At 53.2% G+C, this 14234-nt stretch carries 18 protein-coding genes; 1 reads left to right on the plus strand and 17 read right to left on the minus strand.

Annotated elements, in window-relative coordinates:
- The first annotated feature begins 30 nt into the window (after window positions 1-30).
- Window positions 31-1725, plus strand: a complete 1695-nt coding sequence (locus DEP07_RS23530) for a M3 family oligoendopeptidase (protein ID WP_173595768.1) — start codon at window positions 31-33, stop codon at window positions 1723-1725.
- Window positions 1726-1865: 140 nt separating this feature from the next.
- Here DEP07_RS23530 and DEP07_RS23535 read toward each other — a convergent pair whose 3' ends face one another.
- From DEP07_RS23535 to spoIIIAC, 17 genes are all read right to left on the minus strand, one after another.
- Window positions 1866-2759 (minus strand): polyprenyl synthetase family protein, encoded by an 894-nt coding sequence (locus DEP07_RS23535; protein ID WP_173599155.1) that lies wholly within the window; start codon window positions 2757-2759, stop codon window positions 1866-1868.
- Between the two features lie 7 nt (window positions 2760-2766).
- Entirely contained in the window at window positions 2767-3018 is a 252-nt protein-coding gene (gene xseB, locus DEP07_RS23540) for an exodeoxyribonuclease VII small subunit (RefSeq protein WP_005827293.1), read from the minus strand.
- Window positions 2987-4366, minus strand: coding sequence for an exodeoxyribonuclease VII large subunit (xseA, locus tag DEP07_RS23545; protein WP_122965845.1), 1380 nt, complete (start codon window positions 4364-4366; stop codon window positions 2987-2989). The genes xseB and xseA overlap by 32 nt, the downstream gene beginning before the upstream one ends.
- 104 nt (window positions 4367-4470) lie before the next feature.
- On the minus strand, window positions 4471-5325 hold the full coding sequence (gene folD, locus DEP07_RS23550; RefSeq protein ID WP_122965844.1) for a bifunctional methylenetetrahydrofolate dehydrogenase/methenyltetrahydrofolate cyclohydrolase FolD: 855 nt from the start codon (window positions 5323-5325) through the stop codon (window positions 4471-4473).
- An 88-nt stretch (window positions 5326-5413) separates the two neighbouring features.
- Window positions 5414-6376, minus strand: a complete 963-nt coding sequence (locus DEP07_RS23555) for an O-sialoglycoprotein endopeptidase (protein ID WP_287103112.1) — start codon at window positions 6374-6376, stop codon at window positions 5414-5416.
- Window positions 6377-6394: 18 nt separating this feature from the next.
- On the minus strand, window positions 6395-6799 hold the full coding sequence (gene nusB, locus DEP07_RS23560; protein ID WP_122965842.1) for a transcription antitermination factor NusB: 405 nt from the start codon (window positions 6797-6799) through the stop codon (window positions 6395-6397).
- A 51-nt stretch (window positions 6800-6850) separates the two neighbouring features.
- Complete coding sequence (locus DEP07_RS23565; RefSeq protein ID WP_122965841.1) at window positions 6851-7063, minus strand: DUF2273 domain-containing protein; 213 nt, start codon at window positions 7061-7063, stop codon at window positions 6851-6853.
- A 12-nt stretch (window positions 7064-7075) separates the two neighbouring features.
- Window positions 7076-7639 (minus strand): alkaline shock response membrane anchor protein AmaP, encoded by a 564-nt coding sequence (gene amaP, locus DEP07_RS23570; protein ID WP_173595766.1) that lies wholly within the window; start codon window positions 7637-7639, stop codon window positions 7076-7078.
- A gap of 143 nt (window positions 7640-7782) precedes the next feature.
- Window positions 7783-8199, minus strand: coding sequence for an Asp23/Gls24 family envelope stress response protein (locus DEP07_RS23575; RefSeq protein ID WP_122965839.1), 417 nt, complete (start codon window positions 8197-8199; stop codon window positions 7783-7785).
- A 70-nt stretch (window positions 8200-8269) separates the two neighbouring features.
- Entirely contained in the window at window positions 8270-9625 is a 1356-nt protein-coding gene (gene accC / locus DEP07_RS23580; RefSeq protein WP_122965838.1) for an acetyl-CoA carboxylase biotin carboxylase subunit, read from the minus strand.
- 16 nt (window positions 9626-9641) lie between these two features.
- The gene (gene accB / locus DEP07_RS23585; protein ID WP_122965837.1) at window positions 9642-10151 is read right to left on the minus strand and encodes an acetyl-CoA carboxylase biotin carboxyl carrier protein; all 510 of its coding nucleotides are present in this window, start codon (window positions 10149-10151) and stop codon (window positions 9642-9644) included.
- A 213-nt stretch (window positions 10152-10364) separates the two neighbouring features.
- A complete protein-coding gene (locus DEP07_RS23590; RefSeq protein ID WP_122965836.1) occupies window positions 10365-11039 on the minus strand; it encodes a SpoIIIAH-like family protein in 675 nt (224 codons plus the stop codon).
- A 13-nt stretch (window positions 11040-11052) separates the two neighbouring features.
- Window positions 11053-11691, minus strand: coding sequence for a stage III sporulation protein AG (gene spoIIIAG / locus DEP07_RS23595; RefSeq protein WP_173595765.1), 639 nt, complete (start codon window positions 11689-11691; stop codon window positions 11053-11055).
- 31 nt (window positions 11692-11722) lie between these two features.
- Window positions 11723-12400 (minus strand): stage III sporulation protein AF, encoded by a 678-nt coding sequence (gene spoIIIAF, locus DEP07_RS23600; protein ID WP_122965834.1) that lies wholly within the window; start codon window positions 12398-12400, stop codon window positions 11723-11725.
- 8 nt (window positions 12401-12408) lie between these two features.
- On the minus strand, window positions 12409-13602 hold the full coding sequence (spoIIIAE, locus tag DEP07_RS23605; protein ID WP_122965833.1) for a stage III sporulation protein AE: 1194 nt from the start codon (window positions 13600-13602) through the stop codon (window positions 12409-12411).
- 16 nt (window positions 13603-13618) lie between these two features.
- Complete coding sequence (gene spoIIIAD / locus DEP07_RS23610; RefSeq protein WP_063226823.1) at window positions 13619-14008, minus strand: stage III sporulation protein AD; 390 nt, start codon at window positions 14006-14008, stop codon at window positions 13619-13621.
- 14 nt (window positions 14009-14022) lie between these two features.
- Window positions 14023-14226: a stage III sporulation protein AC gene (gene spoIIIAC / locus DEP07_RS23615; RefSeq protein WP_005827263.1), complete on the minus strand. Its 204-nt coding sequence runs from the start codon at window positions 14224-14226 to the stop codon at window positions 14023-14025.
- Window positions 14227-14234: the final 8 nt, after the last annotated feature.

Below are 14234 nucleotides of genomic sequence, written 5' to 3' on the forward strand. Positions count from 1 at the left end.
TTCAAATTCAAGAAATCGAGGTGGACTCCCGTGAAGTTCTCGCAAATACCGTACACACGCGTCGACATGGCAAATGTCGAAGAACGATTTTCCAGCCTGTTGGAAGCGTTTCAACAAGCGGCCAGCTTTGAAGAGCAAGACAAGGTAATGGGACAGTTGAACGAGCTGCGGCAAGAGGTGGAATCTGCGCGAGAAGTGGCGCAAATTCGCCATACGATCAATACGGAGGACCCTTTTTACAAAGAAGAGCAAGACTATTGGGATGAAGCAGGCCCTGTGTATCAAGGGATCATTTCACGTTACTACGCCGCCATCACCCAGTCCGCTTTCCGCTCCGAGCTGGAACAAAAATGGGGCGCCCAGCTTTTCCGCATTGCCGAGACAACTCTGCGCACCTTCTCTCCTGAAGTTGTTGCCGATTTGCAGGAAGAGAACCGTCTGGCGAGCCAGTACGTTGCCCTGATCGCCTCGGCGAAAATCATGTTTGAAGGCGAAGAGCGCACGCTTCCGCAGCTGCTCCCGTTCCAGACGTCCACGGACAGAAACATGCGCAAGAAAGCAAACGAAGCGAAGTACGAGTTTCTGAGCAAGCATACCGAAGAACTGGACCGCATCTACGACAATCTGGTAAAAGTTCGCGACCGGATCGCCAAAAAGCTCGGTTTCACCACCTTCGTGGAACTGGCCTATGCACGCTTGAACCGGACGGACTACAACGCCGAAATGGTGGCCAACTTCCGCCGTCAAGTGGAGGAACAAATCGTGCCAGTAGCCGCTCGGCTGGTCGAACGTCAACGCGAACGGATTGGCGTCGATGTTATGAAGTATTACGATCTGGCCTTCGACTTCGCTACGGGCAATCCGACGCCAAAAGGCTCCCCGGACTGGATCGTGGAAAACGGGAAAAAGATGTACGAACAGCTGTCTCCGGAAACGGATGCTTTCTACAACTTCATGCTGGAAAATGAATGTCTGGACTTGCTCAGCAAAAAAGGCAAAGCGACAGGCGGATATTGCACCTACATGAGCAAGTACAAGCTGCCGTACATATTCGCCAATTTCAATGGCACCTCCGGCGATATCGACGTGCTGACCCACGAAGCGGGCCACGCCTTCCAGGTGTACGTCAGCCGCGGTTACGAAGTACCGGAGTACCACTTCCCGACGTATGAAGCGTGCGAAATTCATTCGATGAGCATGGAGTTTTTGACCTGGCCTTGGATGGAGCTGTTCTTCGAGGACGATACCGCCAAGTACAAGTTCTCGCATTTGAGCGGCTCGCTGCTGTTCATTCCGTATGGCGTCGCGGTCGACGAATACCAGCATGCCGTCTACGAAAAGCCGGAGATGACTCCAGCGGAGCGCAAACGCACCTGGCGCGAAATCGAGCGCAAATACTTGCCGTACCGCAATTACGACGAGAACGAGTTTTTGGAGGAAGGCGGCTTCTGGCAACAGCAAGGACACATTTTCCGCGATCCGTTCTACTACATCGATTACACATTGGCGCAAATTTGTGCCTTCCAGTTCTGGAAACGGGCACAGGAAAACCCGGAACAGGCTTGGTCCGATTACTTGACACTGTGCAAAGAGGGCGGCAGCAAATCGTTCACGGAACTGGTGAAGGTGGCGAAGCTGTACTCGCCGTTTGAAGACGGTTGCATTCAGTCGGTCATCGGTGAAATCGAGACGTGGCTGAACGGTATAGACGACAAGCAATTGTAATCGCAAGAAAACAGAACGGTCATGGCCGCTTTATTTACCGCAAGCGCTCACAGCCAATTTCATGAAAAAAGTCGAGACGCTTGTCATAGCAAAAAGCTGGCACCCCACGTGGATGCCAGCTTTTTTGCCTATCATTTCATTTACTTGTTGCGGTTTTGAACGTAATCTGCCAAAGGGCTCAATGCGGAATGCTCGATGCCTGCAATGGCGAGAGCCGCTTTTGCCTCTGCGATCAAAGCAGACAGCCTTTCTTTGGACTCAGCAAGTCCCAACAGCGAAGGATAGGTCGATTTGTTCCGGTCCGCGTCGCTGCCAACCGCTTTTCCCAGCTTTGCCGCGTCCCCTTCCACGTTGAGGATGTCGTCCTGAATTTGAAAAGCCAGTCCGATGCAGACGCCGTAGCGGGTCAAAGCATCCATCTGCGCTTCGCTCGCTTCCGCCAAATAGCCTCCGCCCCTGAGCGCTGCCACGAGCAGATCGCCTGTCTTGTGGCGATGGATGAACTCCAACTGCTTCAGATCGAGCTGCTTGCTCTCTCCTTCGATGTCGGCCATCTGCCCGCCCACCATGCCTGTCGCGCCTGCGCGCTTGCCCAGCTCGGCAATCAGTTTGACAATCGTCGCAGATGTCACATCTGTCCGCTCCTGATAGGCTTCCGCTACGTGAGAAAAGGCGCGCGTCAAGAGGGCGTCGCCCGCCAAAATCGCGGTCGCCTCACCGTACACTTTGTGGTTGGTCGGCTTTCCACGGCGCAGGTCATCGTCGTCCATCGCTGGCAGATCATCGTGGATCAGCGAGTATGTATGAATCATCTCCAGGGCAACGGCAAAAGGAACGCCGCGCTCCATCGGTTTGTCCAGCGCTTCCAGCACAGCGAGAACGAGCATCGGACGAAGCCTTTTGCCGCCTGCCATGAGTGAATACTTCATGGATTCGTACAAATGGGTCGGGACGCCTTCCTGCTCCAGGGCAGGCGTGAGATGTTGTTCAATGTAGGCTGTTTTTTCCGCCAAATACGATTGGAATGTATCCACGATGTCGTTATTCCCCTTCCACACGAAAAGCCTTCTGCTTCAGTTGGCCGTCTTCTTCTACCAGCTGAATGATTTTGGCTTCAATCGCATCCAGCTTCTGTCCGCAAATACGCGAGAGAGTGACGCCCTCTTGATACAGCGTAATTGCTTCCTCCAGCGGGATGTCTCCTTCTTCCAGCTTCCCGACGACTTCTTCCAGCCGCTTCATCGCTTCTTCGAACTGCATGTCAGTCTCTTGGTCCGTTTTCTTGCGAGCCATTGCGCTTCTCCTCCCGATTCAACTGTTCCACCCGTGCCGTAGCACTGCCATCACTTAATCGTACCACGATCTGATCGCCAGGGGCAAATTGTTCCACGGACTTCACCAGCTGATCATTCGTGTACACCAGCGAAAAGCCGCGCTTCATAACCGCCAGCGGACTGAGCGCCTCCAGAGTGGCTACCCTTGAAGCAAAAGCCATCCGGTTCTGGTTCAGCCGCGCCAGCATTTTTTCATCCAGACGCGCGCGAATCGACGCAACCGCTTTCCTTCTCTCCCCGACCTGATCCGACAGCCGATATTTTTTGATCTGTTCGGAAAGCCGCGTGTAGCGCTCCCGCCTTCTTTCCATCAAATGCTTCATCGCCTGGCGCATTCGCATATACGTCCGATCGAGCCGCTCTGCCGCTTCCTCCAGCCTGCGCTGCGGCTGACGCATCGCGTACGAACCGCTCAACCGATCCAGCCGCGTACGCTCTTCTGCGAGCTGATTGCGCACCGCCCTGTGCATCCGGATTTCAAGCTGGCGAACGCGCTCCACCCACTCCAAATAATGCGGGACAGCAAGCTCTGCCGCTGCGGTTGGCGTCGCCGCCCGCACGTCTGCCACGAAATCCGCGATCGTCACATCCGTCTCATGTCCGACTGCGGAAATGACCGGAATCGGCGACCCGGCGATCGCCCGCGCCACGTTTTCATCGTTGAAAGCCCACAATTCTTCAATCGAGCCTCCACCTCTGCCGACGATCAAGACGTCGATGTCAGGGTGCTGATTGATAATCCGAATCGCCGAAACGATCGATGCCGGGGCATCTTTCCCTTGCACGACGGCAGGCGACAGGACAATCTCCGCCTGCGGATACCGTCTGCGGATGGTGGTGCAAATATCGCGAATCGCCGCTCCTGTCGGGGATGTCACGACCCCGACCCTTTTCGGGAAGCGCGGCAGTGTCCGCTTGCGCTCAGCAGCAAACAAGCCTTCTTTGGTCAGCTTTTCTTTCAACTGCTCAAAAGCGAGGTACAAGGAGCCAAGACCGTCCGGCTGCATTTCTTTTGCATAGAGCTGATACGCTCCGTCCCGTTCAAAAGCGGAGATGGAGCCGCGCACGATCGCCTTCGTTCCATCCTTGGGCAAAAAGCGCAAGAAGCGGTTATAGCTGGCAAACATCACGACCTTGATCCGCGATGTGTTGTCCTTCAAGGTAAAGTACATGTGCCCGCTTGCGTGATGCGTGAAGTTGGAGATTTCTCCCCTCACCCAGACGTCTTGCAAGTTCGTCTCTTTTTCCAGGACGAGCTTGATGTAGCGGTTCAGATCACTGACAGACAAAATGTTTGATGCAGCCATGTGCCCCTCCTCTGTTCAAGCCCTGGTCTGATTGACTTTTCGTATACGCATGCAAAAAAGAAATGGATAAAGCGCAGGCCCTATCCATTCCCTCAGTCGTTCCTCTAAAGTTGCGCTTGCTTTCTCGCTGCCACAACCGTGTTTTTCAACAGCATGGTGATGGTCATTGGGCCAACACCGCCAGGTACCGGAGTCAAAAAGCTTGCGATCTCTTGCACTTCGTCAAATTTGACGTCCCCGACGAGCTTCCCGGAATCGATCCGGTTTACCCCTACGTCGATGACAACTGCGCCCGGCTTTACATGCTCTTTTCCGATCATATGCGCCCGGCCTGTCGCTACCACGAGGATGTCCGCTTTCGTCGTGAACTCCTCCAGGTTTTGCGTGCGGGAATGGCACATGGTCACAGTTGCGTTTTCCTGTTGCAGCAAAAGCGATACCGGCTTGCCGACGATGTTGCTTCGGCCGATGACGACGGCGTGCTTGCCGGAAATCTCCGTGCCTGTCCGCTTGATCAGCTCGATGACGCCATGCGGAGTGCAAGGCAGCAATGTTTCGTTGCCGAGCACCATGTTGCCCACGTTGATCGGATGGAAACCGTCGACATCTTTTTCCGGATGAATCGCAGCGATGACCGCTTTCTCCGAAATATGGGCTGGCAGAGGAAGTTGAACCAAAATCCCATGAACGTTCGGATTTTCGTTCAAATCCCGAATAATGCCCAGCAGCTCTTCTTCTGTCGTCGAAGCTTCCTTGAGAATCAGCTCGGAACGGATGCCGACTTCCTCGCAGCCTTTCGATTTTCCGCGTACATACGAATGCGATGCGGGATCATCACCCACAAGCACAACAGTCAGTCCAGGGACAAGTCCTTGTTTTTTCAGTTCCGCCACTTCAACCGCGAGTTCTTCGCGAATGCTTTTTGCTACTTCTTTTCCTTGGAGAATGGTTGCAGTCATGGAGAAAAAGCCTCCTTCTTAAACGTCGATACCATTAGTGTACCGATTTCGTTTGCAACTGTAAAGCCGAATCATAAAAAGTTTATCATTATTTAATGTTCGTCTTTTGCTTCATCCACCCAAGCATTGCCACTCCGTAGGCGTTATCGCCGGAGTAAACAGGGTCGCAAAAATACAGCTTGGCTTTTACCGCCGGATGCTGCAGACGCTTGATCAGGCGCTCGCGCATGTACTGATTGGCAGCTACCCCGCCCACAATCAGTATGTCCCTTGGATGCCCCAGCTCAACAGCGTGCCGCAATGTTTTTTCCAGCGCGTTGGCGATACACTGCTCGGTTGCCCGCGCAATATCCGCATGGCTCGTCTCGCCGCGCTCAATGGCGCGCAGCAAGGATGCTTCCGGCCCGGAAAAGCTGAAGGTCAAACCGTCCACGGCCGAGGAGATACGAAATTCCCCTGTCGATTCTTTTGCCAACTGCTCCAAGTACGGCCCGGCCGGAAATGCCATCCCGAGCGCCACTCCGATCCGATCGACCAACTGCCCTGCGTGCAGGTCAATCGTGCCGCCGATTTTTTCAATCGCATATCCGGCACTGTGACGCTCGCACAACAGCAACTCACTCGTTCCCCCTGACAGATGGACAGCCAAAAAGCGATCTTGTTCTGGCCGCTCATCGGCTGTGTACTCGCCCGCTGCGATATGCCCCTCCTGATGGGTGGTCAGATGCAGCGGAACACGCAGGTAGGTGGACAGCGATTTGGCCAAGCCCTCTCCCACCTTGAACACAGGCATGTACGACTGATCGACGGGCCGCGGCTTTTCACTGACGCAAATCGCTTCGATCTCATACTCGTTCCACTTCATTTGCTCGCTTAATTCCGGCAAGTTCATCACATGCTGAAAGACGGCTTCGGATTGTTGCAGCCCGCGTTTGCCTTCCTTCACTTTGAGGAGGCGTTTTGCTTCTGCAACAATTCGGCCGTCTTCCTGAGCCAAGCACAGCGATGTCCGGTAATTGCTCGTATCAATGCCCAACATTACCTTACTCATGCTTGTATCTCCTGCCTGTTATGCCTTTTGCGTTTCACGGGATTGCAAGAAGCTCGCCAGTACACCGTTGATATAGCGATAGGAGGCATCGTCACTGAACAGCTTCGCGATTTCGATCGCTTCGTTCATGACTACCTTGTCAGGCGTATCCGCTTCAAACATGATCTCATAAAAAGCAAGGCGCAAAATGGCGCGGTCAACGTTGGCAATACGCTCCAGCTGCCAGCCGCGCAAATACTTTTTGATTTCTGCATCGATGTCCGCCATGTTGGTCAAAACTCCATCGAGCAAGTAGCGCAAATACTGCGCGTTTTCCTCGGATTCTTCCATGACCAGATCGATTGCTTCTTTTACAGGCACCTCGGCCATATCGATCTGAAACAAGCATTGGACTGCTTTTTCTCGTGCTGTTCTTCGCTTCATACCATTCACCTACTAATTAAAGTCAGCAGGGGAGTTTTCCCCTCGTTCTTGTTACCGAAACTTGCCAGGCAGAATCCGATCCAGTATTTCGCGCAAGTCTTCCTTATGGTCAAGCTTGCGACCGATGTAATAGCCGGTTCCGACAAACACAACAAAGACCAGTGTATCCCAAAATCCGACGAGAAGGTAGATGATGCCGAAAAAAAGTCCGGCAGAAATCCCCATTAGCTTCCCCTTGTGTTCCCACATTAACTCCCATTTCATGGACTTCACCTTCTATTCTACCCGCTTGCGAGCCGCGTAGTTTTCTTGCTGAGCCACTTCCGTCACCACAACCGCTACTTCGGAAATCACGACACCAGCAATTCCTTCGACCTGCTCTTTCACATCCGCTTGCAGCTTTTGCGTCAACTCCGGCAAAGGTGTCTCGCCATCCACAGAAACACGCAGGGTAATGATGTTCCCGCTTTCCAGCGCTTTGACTGTCGTCTTCATGTCGCGCACGCCTTTTACACGTCGGGCAGCGCGCTCCGCGATTGTTTGGATCGTCTGAATCGTAATGTTGACTTCGCCCAAATCACTGCGCTGGCGAATGCCGCGATCCACTTTTGGCTTGTTGGAACGAAACGAGCTGAAAAAGAAGCGAAGGCTCACAATGAGGAAAATAATCGCGACGATGAGATACGTAATGTTCGTACCCTCAAGCATTTGATCCACATAAGGCTCAAAATAAGCAGATGAGACCAATCCGCTGGTGGCCGCAATCGCGATGCAGGACAAAACGATCAGCGCAAAGCTGTAAATCGTCAAAATAAAGCGGTCAAACAAGTTCACATGCATCTCTCCTTTACGCCATGTTTGAAAGGAGACAAACAAGGCTCAATCAAAGGCTAACGCTTCGCCATGAGCCAAGGCTTGGCGAAACAACTGATTGGAATGAGGAAAATGCCCCCTGTGAAAAGGGGGCATCCATCCGGTGCTGCTTAGCGCACACGCTGGTAATCTTCGACTACAGGCGCCGCCGGTGCTTTTTCTTCGGCTTTCAGCTCTACATCGACGATATGTACGTTTACTTCCACAACAGAAAGTCCGGTCATTCCTTCGATTCCATTGCGCACACTATCTTGAATATTACGAGCGACGTCTGGAATGCGGTGTCCGTATTTGACAATGATGGAAACATCCACTGCCGCTTCGCGGGAGCCAACCTCCACACGAACGCCGCGAGCTATATTTTTACGGCCCAATCTTTCAGCAATCTCCCCTACGAAACCGCCGCTCATTTGCGCTACACCTTCAACCTCGGACGCAGCCATGCCGGCGATCACTTCCAGTACCTCGGGAGCGATCTGGACTTTACCAAGCTCTGTTCTATCTAAATCCGGAGTAAACTCTTCCATGCTTCGCACCTCCCTTTAGATTTGTAATTCATTATACCAAGCGCACCGTTTTTTTACAAATCAGCCCTGTTTACTCTTCGTCCAGGTTCAATTCGTAGGTTTCCAGGAACTTGGTGTCAAAATGACCGCTTACGAACACTTCATGCTCCAGCACTTTTTGATGGAACGGAATCGTCGTGGTGATGCCATCGATGACAAATTCGCCGAGCGCACGCTTCATGCGTTCGATTGCCTCGTTGCGATCCTTGCCCCAAACGATCAGCTTGGCGATCATGGAATCGTAGTACGGCGGAATGGAATAGCCCGCGTACGCAGCACTGTCCACCCGCACACCGAAGCCGCCTGGTGGCAAGTACTCGGTGATGCGTCCAGGTGACGGCATGAAGTTTTTCGCCGGGTTCTCTGCGTTGATCCGGCATTCGATCGCCCAGCCGTCAAGCTTGATGTCTTCCTGACTGAAAGACAGCGGTTGACCGGCTGCGACCGTCAGCTGTTCCTTGATCAGATCATAGCCAGTAACCAGCTCGGTCACCGGATGCTCTACCTGAATCCGCGTGTTCATTTCCATGAAGTAAAATTGTCCGTGCTTGTCCAGCAAAAACTCGACTGTACCCGCTCCGTGGTAAGCTACCGCCTTGGCAGCAGCAACGGCTGCCTCGCCCATTTGCTTGCGTGTTTCCTCGCTCAAGGCAGGCGATGGAGCTTCCTCGATCAGCTTTTGGTGGCGGCGTTGGATGGAGCAGTCGCGCTCGCCCAGATAAACCGCGTTGCCATGCTTGTCGGCCATGATCTGGATTTCCACGTGACGCGGGCCTTCCACGAATTTTTCCAGGTAGACGCCCGGGTTGCCGAAAGCGGTTTTCGCTTCGTTTTGCGCCTGACGGATCGCCTTTTCCAAATCTTCGTCGTCGACTGCCACGCGCATGCCGCGTCCACCGCCGCCCGCAGTAGCCTTGACCATTACCGGATAGCCGATCTCATTCGCTGTCACGACGGCGCTTTCCACATCTTCGATCAGCCCTTCTGTTCCCGGAACAGTCGGCACTCCAGCCGCTTTCATCGTATCTTTTGCGGTGGACTTGTCCCCCATTTTTACGATGGCTTCCGGATCCGGACCGATAAACGTGATGTTGCATGCCGTGCAAATTTCCGCAAAGTCGGCGTTCTCAGCCAAAAATCCATAGCCTGGATGGATTGCGTCTGCCCCTACCTTGGTCGCGACACTCATGATGTTTGCTATGTTCAGGTAGCTTTCCTTGGATGCTTTTGGACCAATACAGTAAGCTTCGTCGGCCATTTTCACATGAAGCGCTTCACGATCCGCTTCGGAGTAGACAGCGACCGTACGAATGCCCAGCTCGCGGCATGCCCGGATGATCCGTACAGCAATCTCCCCGCGATTGGCAATCAATACTTTTTGAAACATTTCGCTCTCCCCCACCTTATTCTGGCTTCACCAAAAACAGCGCTTGACCGTACTCAACGAGCTGGCCGTCTTCCACCAGCACTTTGACGATCTCGCCGCTTACTTCTGCTTCGATTTCGTTGAACAGCTTCATCGCTTCCACGATGCAGACCACTTTGCTCGCATTCACTTTGTCGCCCGCTTGGACGTAAGGAGGCTTGCCTGGTTCCGGAGCGCTGTAGAACGTTCCAACCATCGGGGAAACGATCTTGTGCAGGTTCGCATCGTCAAGAGCCGGAGCGCTTGCAGCTGCCTTAGGCGCTTCCACGGCAACAGGAGCTGCTTGTACAGCTGCTGGGGCTGCCGCTTGCACTGGCGCAGCAGGAGCCGCTACCTGGGCTTGTACGACAGGCTGAGTCACTACTACTGTCTCTGTACCACTGGATTTTCGCAGGGTCACTTTTGCCCCTTCTGTCTCCAGCTTAAATTCATTAATGGAAGATTGATCAATCAGCTTAATAATTTCTCGGATTTCATGAATTTTCATGACGAAAAAGCACTCCTTCGTTTGTTTCAATAGAGGATCGGGGAGTCCCATATGTATCCTTTTTGGCAAACCATAAATCCATGGTAGCCTGTTGCCCATATCACGTCAAGAAAGGATTTCCCCGCTTCCTGCCAAGAAGAAGCGAGAAAATCCTTACCATCATGCCCACTTACGGCACCCGTTATAACGCGAAGGTCAGCTTGCCTTCGCCATTCAGGACGTCTGGAACTGGACCTGGATGTTCGTTGCCGGGAGATTCAATTGCTGCTTGACTTGCGCAATAATTTCCACCACTTCGTTTGCGCTCAGTTTGTCTTTTTGCACGATGACAGTCGCTTTGTCGTTCTGGACGAGGACGACCGCGTCCTTGTAGCCGCTCGCTTTGAGCATCTCTTCGACGTTCATCGTGGCCGTCTCCAGCGTGGACAGCTCATCGTACTTGGCTTTCGCTTCGGCTACCGCCTGGGGCGTTGCTTCGGAATTGTTCATGATCGCCAGCTGCTCGTCTTTTTGCTGCGCGGTTTGCGCTTCCCGGTTCAGCTTGAAGCCCTGGAACACTTCGCTTGCTGTATCCGCTACGGGGAGCACGGCATTGCCGGAAGTTTGCTTCGCTTCTTCAGGCGCCGGTGTTTGTGCGGTCGGAGTGGCCGGAGCCGTCGTTGTTTCCTGCTTGCCGTTTTTAGCGTCAACGGCGGCAGCGCCAGGAGCTTGCTCGACTTGCTTGGTTTCTACTTCCACGCCGGAGATTTGCTCCTGCTTCTGGACGGCCTGCTCTTGTCCGGAGGTCGGAACCTGCTCCTGCGGCCCCTTCACCAGGTAGTACCCGGAGAGTACAACCATGACAGCCAGCATTGTCAACAACCACACTGTTTGCTTGCGCAGAATCATTTGTCATTACCTCCTACCCTTTTTTGGGCAAAATGGATATTTTGTAAGCGGGAACATCCAAAACTTTTTGGACAGCTTCGGTGATCCATGCTTTCACCTGGATGTTGTCGGCCCCTTTGGCCACTACGAGCACTCCCCGGACGCGCGGTTTCAACGTCTTGACGACGACGGGCTGGTCTTGCTTGCCGCCTTGGACGATCACGACCTGTGCATCGCGCGATTGGTCACTCTGATTCCGGGTTGCCTTTTCCTTGTCCATCTCCTGGTTCACGGAGGAGCGGACATTGGTATTTTTTTCCACGACAATCTCTGGCGTCGATTCCAGATTGACCATGACTTCGACCTCTCCCACGCCGACTACATTCGCGAGGATTTCCCGAAGCTGGGTTTCGTAGATGTTTTCATATTCGGCGATAATGTCCGGTGCGGGTGAACCGCCCAGCGCCGGAGCTGATCCGTCGCCTGTTGGCTGCGGCGACGTCTCGCCAGGGTTGATCGAGAACCCGAGAGGCTGATCTTTTTCGACTTTCAGAAAATCTGTCAAGATCATGACAGCAATCCCGATTCCAAGTACGACGATAAAATAGTGCAATGGCTTGAGCTTTTTGTTGCTGCCGTTTCCTTCCCACAATTTTTTCAGCTTTTCCAGCATGTTGCTCACCTCGCTTGTGTCGACAGCGTGATTACTGCTTTTCGTTTTCCCGGGTCTCGTCCTTGATGATCACCTGTTCTTTGGATAGCCCCCACTGTTCTGCGAGGTCACTGGCCATTTTGCTCGCCAGCGGGTTCGCTTCTGGGGCTGAAACAGCCACTTCTTGCTGTTCTTGCGGCGGCTCCCCGACTGTGACTTGTACCGGAGCAATCGGTGTAATCGGCTTGATCGGCTGGACTTGCTGCGGGTCGTTGCTGTTTTTGCCGCTGTCAGCTTCGCCAATCACCAACTCCATCCGGGACAAGGTCGGCTCGCCTTGCTTCTTCTGATCGATCACAACCTCGACATCGACAACTTCCACGCCGTAATCGGCTTTGATTCTCGCCTTTACAGCTGATGCCACCTGTGCCTGCACATAAGCTGTCATCTGTTCGTTTTGTTGACCAAGCAGCTTGTCAGTCATTTTCTTCCATTCGACAGCGGCTGGCTTGTTCAAATTTTGCTGGTAGCGATCAAGTCTGAGGGCGAGATCGTCCTGCGACAGACTGAACAGGCTGAACACCGGGGAGATGATCGTCAAAAGCAAGATCAGACCCATCACCATTTTGACGTAGCGCTGCAAGGTCGTATTGGGCAGGATCAGATCGAGAAAAGCGGCCAAAAGAACGAGCAGGATGATTTTTTTGAGCCAGAGTGTTAACCATGTCATGTCATCACCTACCGGACCATCATGGAGATGTTGCCTGCCGCAATAATGATGGTAATCGCCAGAAAGAACATCAATCCCACTGTCGCAAGTGCGGCGAAGACGAACAGGAGGCTTTTGCCAATCGTGCCGAGCGCACTGATGATCGGACTGTTCCCCAGCGGTTGCAGCACAGCCGATGACAAATTGTAGATCAGGGCCAAAACCAGTATCTTGAGAGCCGGGAAAGCGCACAAGATGATGAGAATGACGACTCCAGCCAAGCCGACTGCGTTTTTGACCAGAAGCGAAGCGTTCAGAACCGTATCGGCCGCATCGGAAAACATTCGGCCGACGATCGGGATGAAGTTGCCTGTAATGTACTTCGCCGTCCGCAGCGTGACGCCGTCAGCCACAGCCGAGGTCGCCCCCTGAATGGAGATCACCGCCAGAAAAATCGTCAGGAAGGAGCCGAGCACCCCCATGGCGATGTTTCGCAGCAAGGTGGCAAGCTGGGTGACCTTGTACCGTTCGGAAAACAGGCTGACGATCGAGAGCATCGCGGACAGAAACAGGAGCGGAAAGACGACGTACGTGATCATCATGCCGCTGATGTTGATCATGAAAATGATCAGCGGATGAAACATGGTGGCCGTCGCCAGGTTCCCGACCGAGGCCAGCAAGGCAATCACGAGCGGAATCATCGCGAGCATGAAATCAGACATGCTGTTGATCGCGTCTTTGGCATATGTGATCGCGACGTGAAAACTGTTGATGGCGAGCACCATCAGGACGAGGTAAGCAATCGAATAGGCGACGGTGGATACGGCGTTGCGCTCGAAGGCGTTTTGCATCGTCTCCAAAATCATGGCAAAAACCGTGATGATAATGATCGAGCTGAGCAGCTTGCCGTTCATCAAAATTTCGTGAAAGACGAATTTGCCCATCCCTTTTAACACACTCGACAGCGTCAGTTCCTCTTGCTGCATCAAAATCTGGATGAAGCCTTGCGATTTCAAATCGGGCAAATAGCCTTTATACTCGCGCTGAAGCTGTTGCCAATATTGCTCGACACGCTCCAGCTGCAAGTGATCCACTTGCTCCTCGACAATCTGGTTGATCGGGTTGGCTGTGGTTGCTCCGGCGGCATGGACCGTGCCAGGGCCAGGCGACAGATAGATGAAAAGGATGAGCCACAACAGGATCAGTTTGCCAGTTTGCGCCACAGACACCCCTCCTCTCTCACGCCGGCAGCAAGTCGATCACTGTTTCGATAATGATTTGGATAATCGGTACCGCCATGACCAGAATCAGCACTTTTCCCGCCAGCTCGATCTTGGAGGCAATCGCCCCTTGTCCAGCGTCACGGGTCATTTGCGCCCCAAATTCGGCAATGTAGGCAATTCCGATGATTTTTAATATCGTTTCCAGAAACACCAGGTTCAGATCTGCCTGAACGGCCAGCTTTTCCAGAATGCGAATGACTTCGGCAATTTTGCCTACGAGAAAGTAAAAGATGATGACACCGCTCGCAATCGCCAACAAGAAAGCGAACATCGGCTTTTGCTCTTTGATCACCAAGGCAAGAATGGTAGCGACCAGTCCGAGTCCAACGATTTGTACGATTTCCATCGAAAAGCCCCTCCTCAGTTGAACAGGAAGACGCGTTTCACCTCAGAGAACAGGTCGCCGAGGTAGTGGGACACCATGTACAGGACGATGATGAATCCGACCAGTGTCGCCCAGTGCGCAATATCTTCCTTTCCCGCCTGTTTGAGGACCGTGTGCAAGATCGCTGTGATGAACCCTACCGCTCCGATCTGGAAAACAGGTGTCAAATCAAAATCCACTGTGAACA

The organism is Brevibacillus sp., from assembly GCF_003521185.1.
GTDB lineage: Bacteria > Bacillota > Bacilli > Brevibacillales > Brevibacillaceae > Brevibacillus > Brevibacillus parabrevis.

Coding starts and splice junctions, on each gene's coding strand:
- xseB (WP_005827293.1), bottom strand. CDS start 3,018: ATGGCTCGCAAGAAAACGGACCAAGAGACTGACATGCAGTTCGAAGAA.
- xseA (WP_122965845.1), bottom strand. CDS start 4,366: ATGGCTGCATCAAACATTTTGTCTGTCAGTGATCTGAACCGCTACATC.
- folD (WP_122965844.1), bottom strand. CDS start 5,325: ATGACTGCAACCATTCTCCAAGGAAAAGAAGTAGCAAAAAGCATTCGC.
- DEP07_RS23555 (WP_287103112.1), bottom strand. CDS start 6,376: ATGAGTAAGGTAATGTTGGGCATTGATACGAGCAATTACCGGACATCG.
- nusB (WP_122965842.1), bottom strand. CDS start 6,799: ATGAAGCGAAGAACAGCACGAGAAAAAGCAGTCCAATGCTTGTTTCAG.
- DEP07_RS23565 (WP_122965841.1), bottom strand. CDS start 7,063: ATGAAATGGGAGTTAATGTGGGAACACAAGGGGAAGCTAATGGGGATT.
- amaP (WP_173595766.1), bottom strand. CDS start 7,639: ATGCATGTGAACTTGTTTGACCGCTTTATTTTGACGATTTACAGCTTT.
- DEP07_RS23575 (WP_122965839.1), bottom strand. CDS start 8,199: ATGGAAGAGTTTACTCCGGATTTAGATAGAACAGAGCTTGGTAAAGTC.
- accC (WP_122965838.1), bottom strand. CDS start 9,625: ATGTTTCAAAAAGTATTGATTGCCAATCGCGGGGAGATTGCTGTACGG.
- accB (WP_122965837.1), bottom strand. CDS start 10,151: ATGAAAATTCATGAAATCCGAGAAATTATTAAGCTGATTGATCAATCT.
- DEP07_RS23590 (WP_122965836.1), bottom strand. CDS start 11,039: ATGATTCTGCGCAAGCAAACAGTGTGGTTGTTGACAATGCTGGCTGTC.
- spoIIIAG (WP_173595765.1), bottom strand. CDS start 11,691: ATGCTGGAAAAGCTGAAAAAATTGTGGGAAGGAAACGGCAGCAACAAA.
- spoIIIAF (WP_122965834.1), bottom strand. CDS start 12,400: ATGACATGGTTAACACTCTGGCTCAAAAAAATCATCCTGCTCGTTCTT.
- spoIIIAD (WP_063226823.1), bottom strand. CDS start 14,008: ATGGAAATCGTACAAATCGTTGGACTCGGACTGGTCGCTACCATTCTT.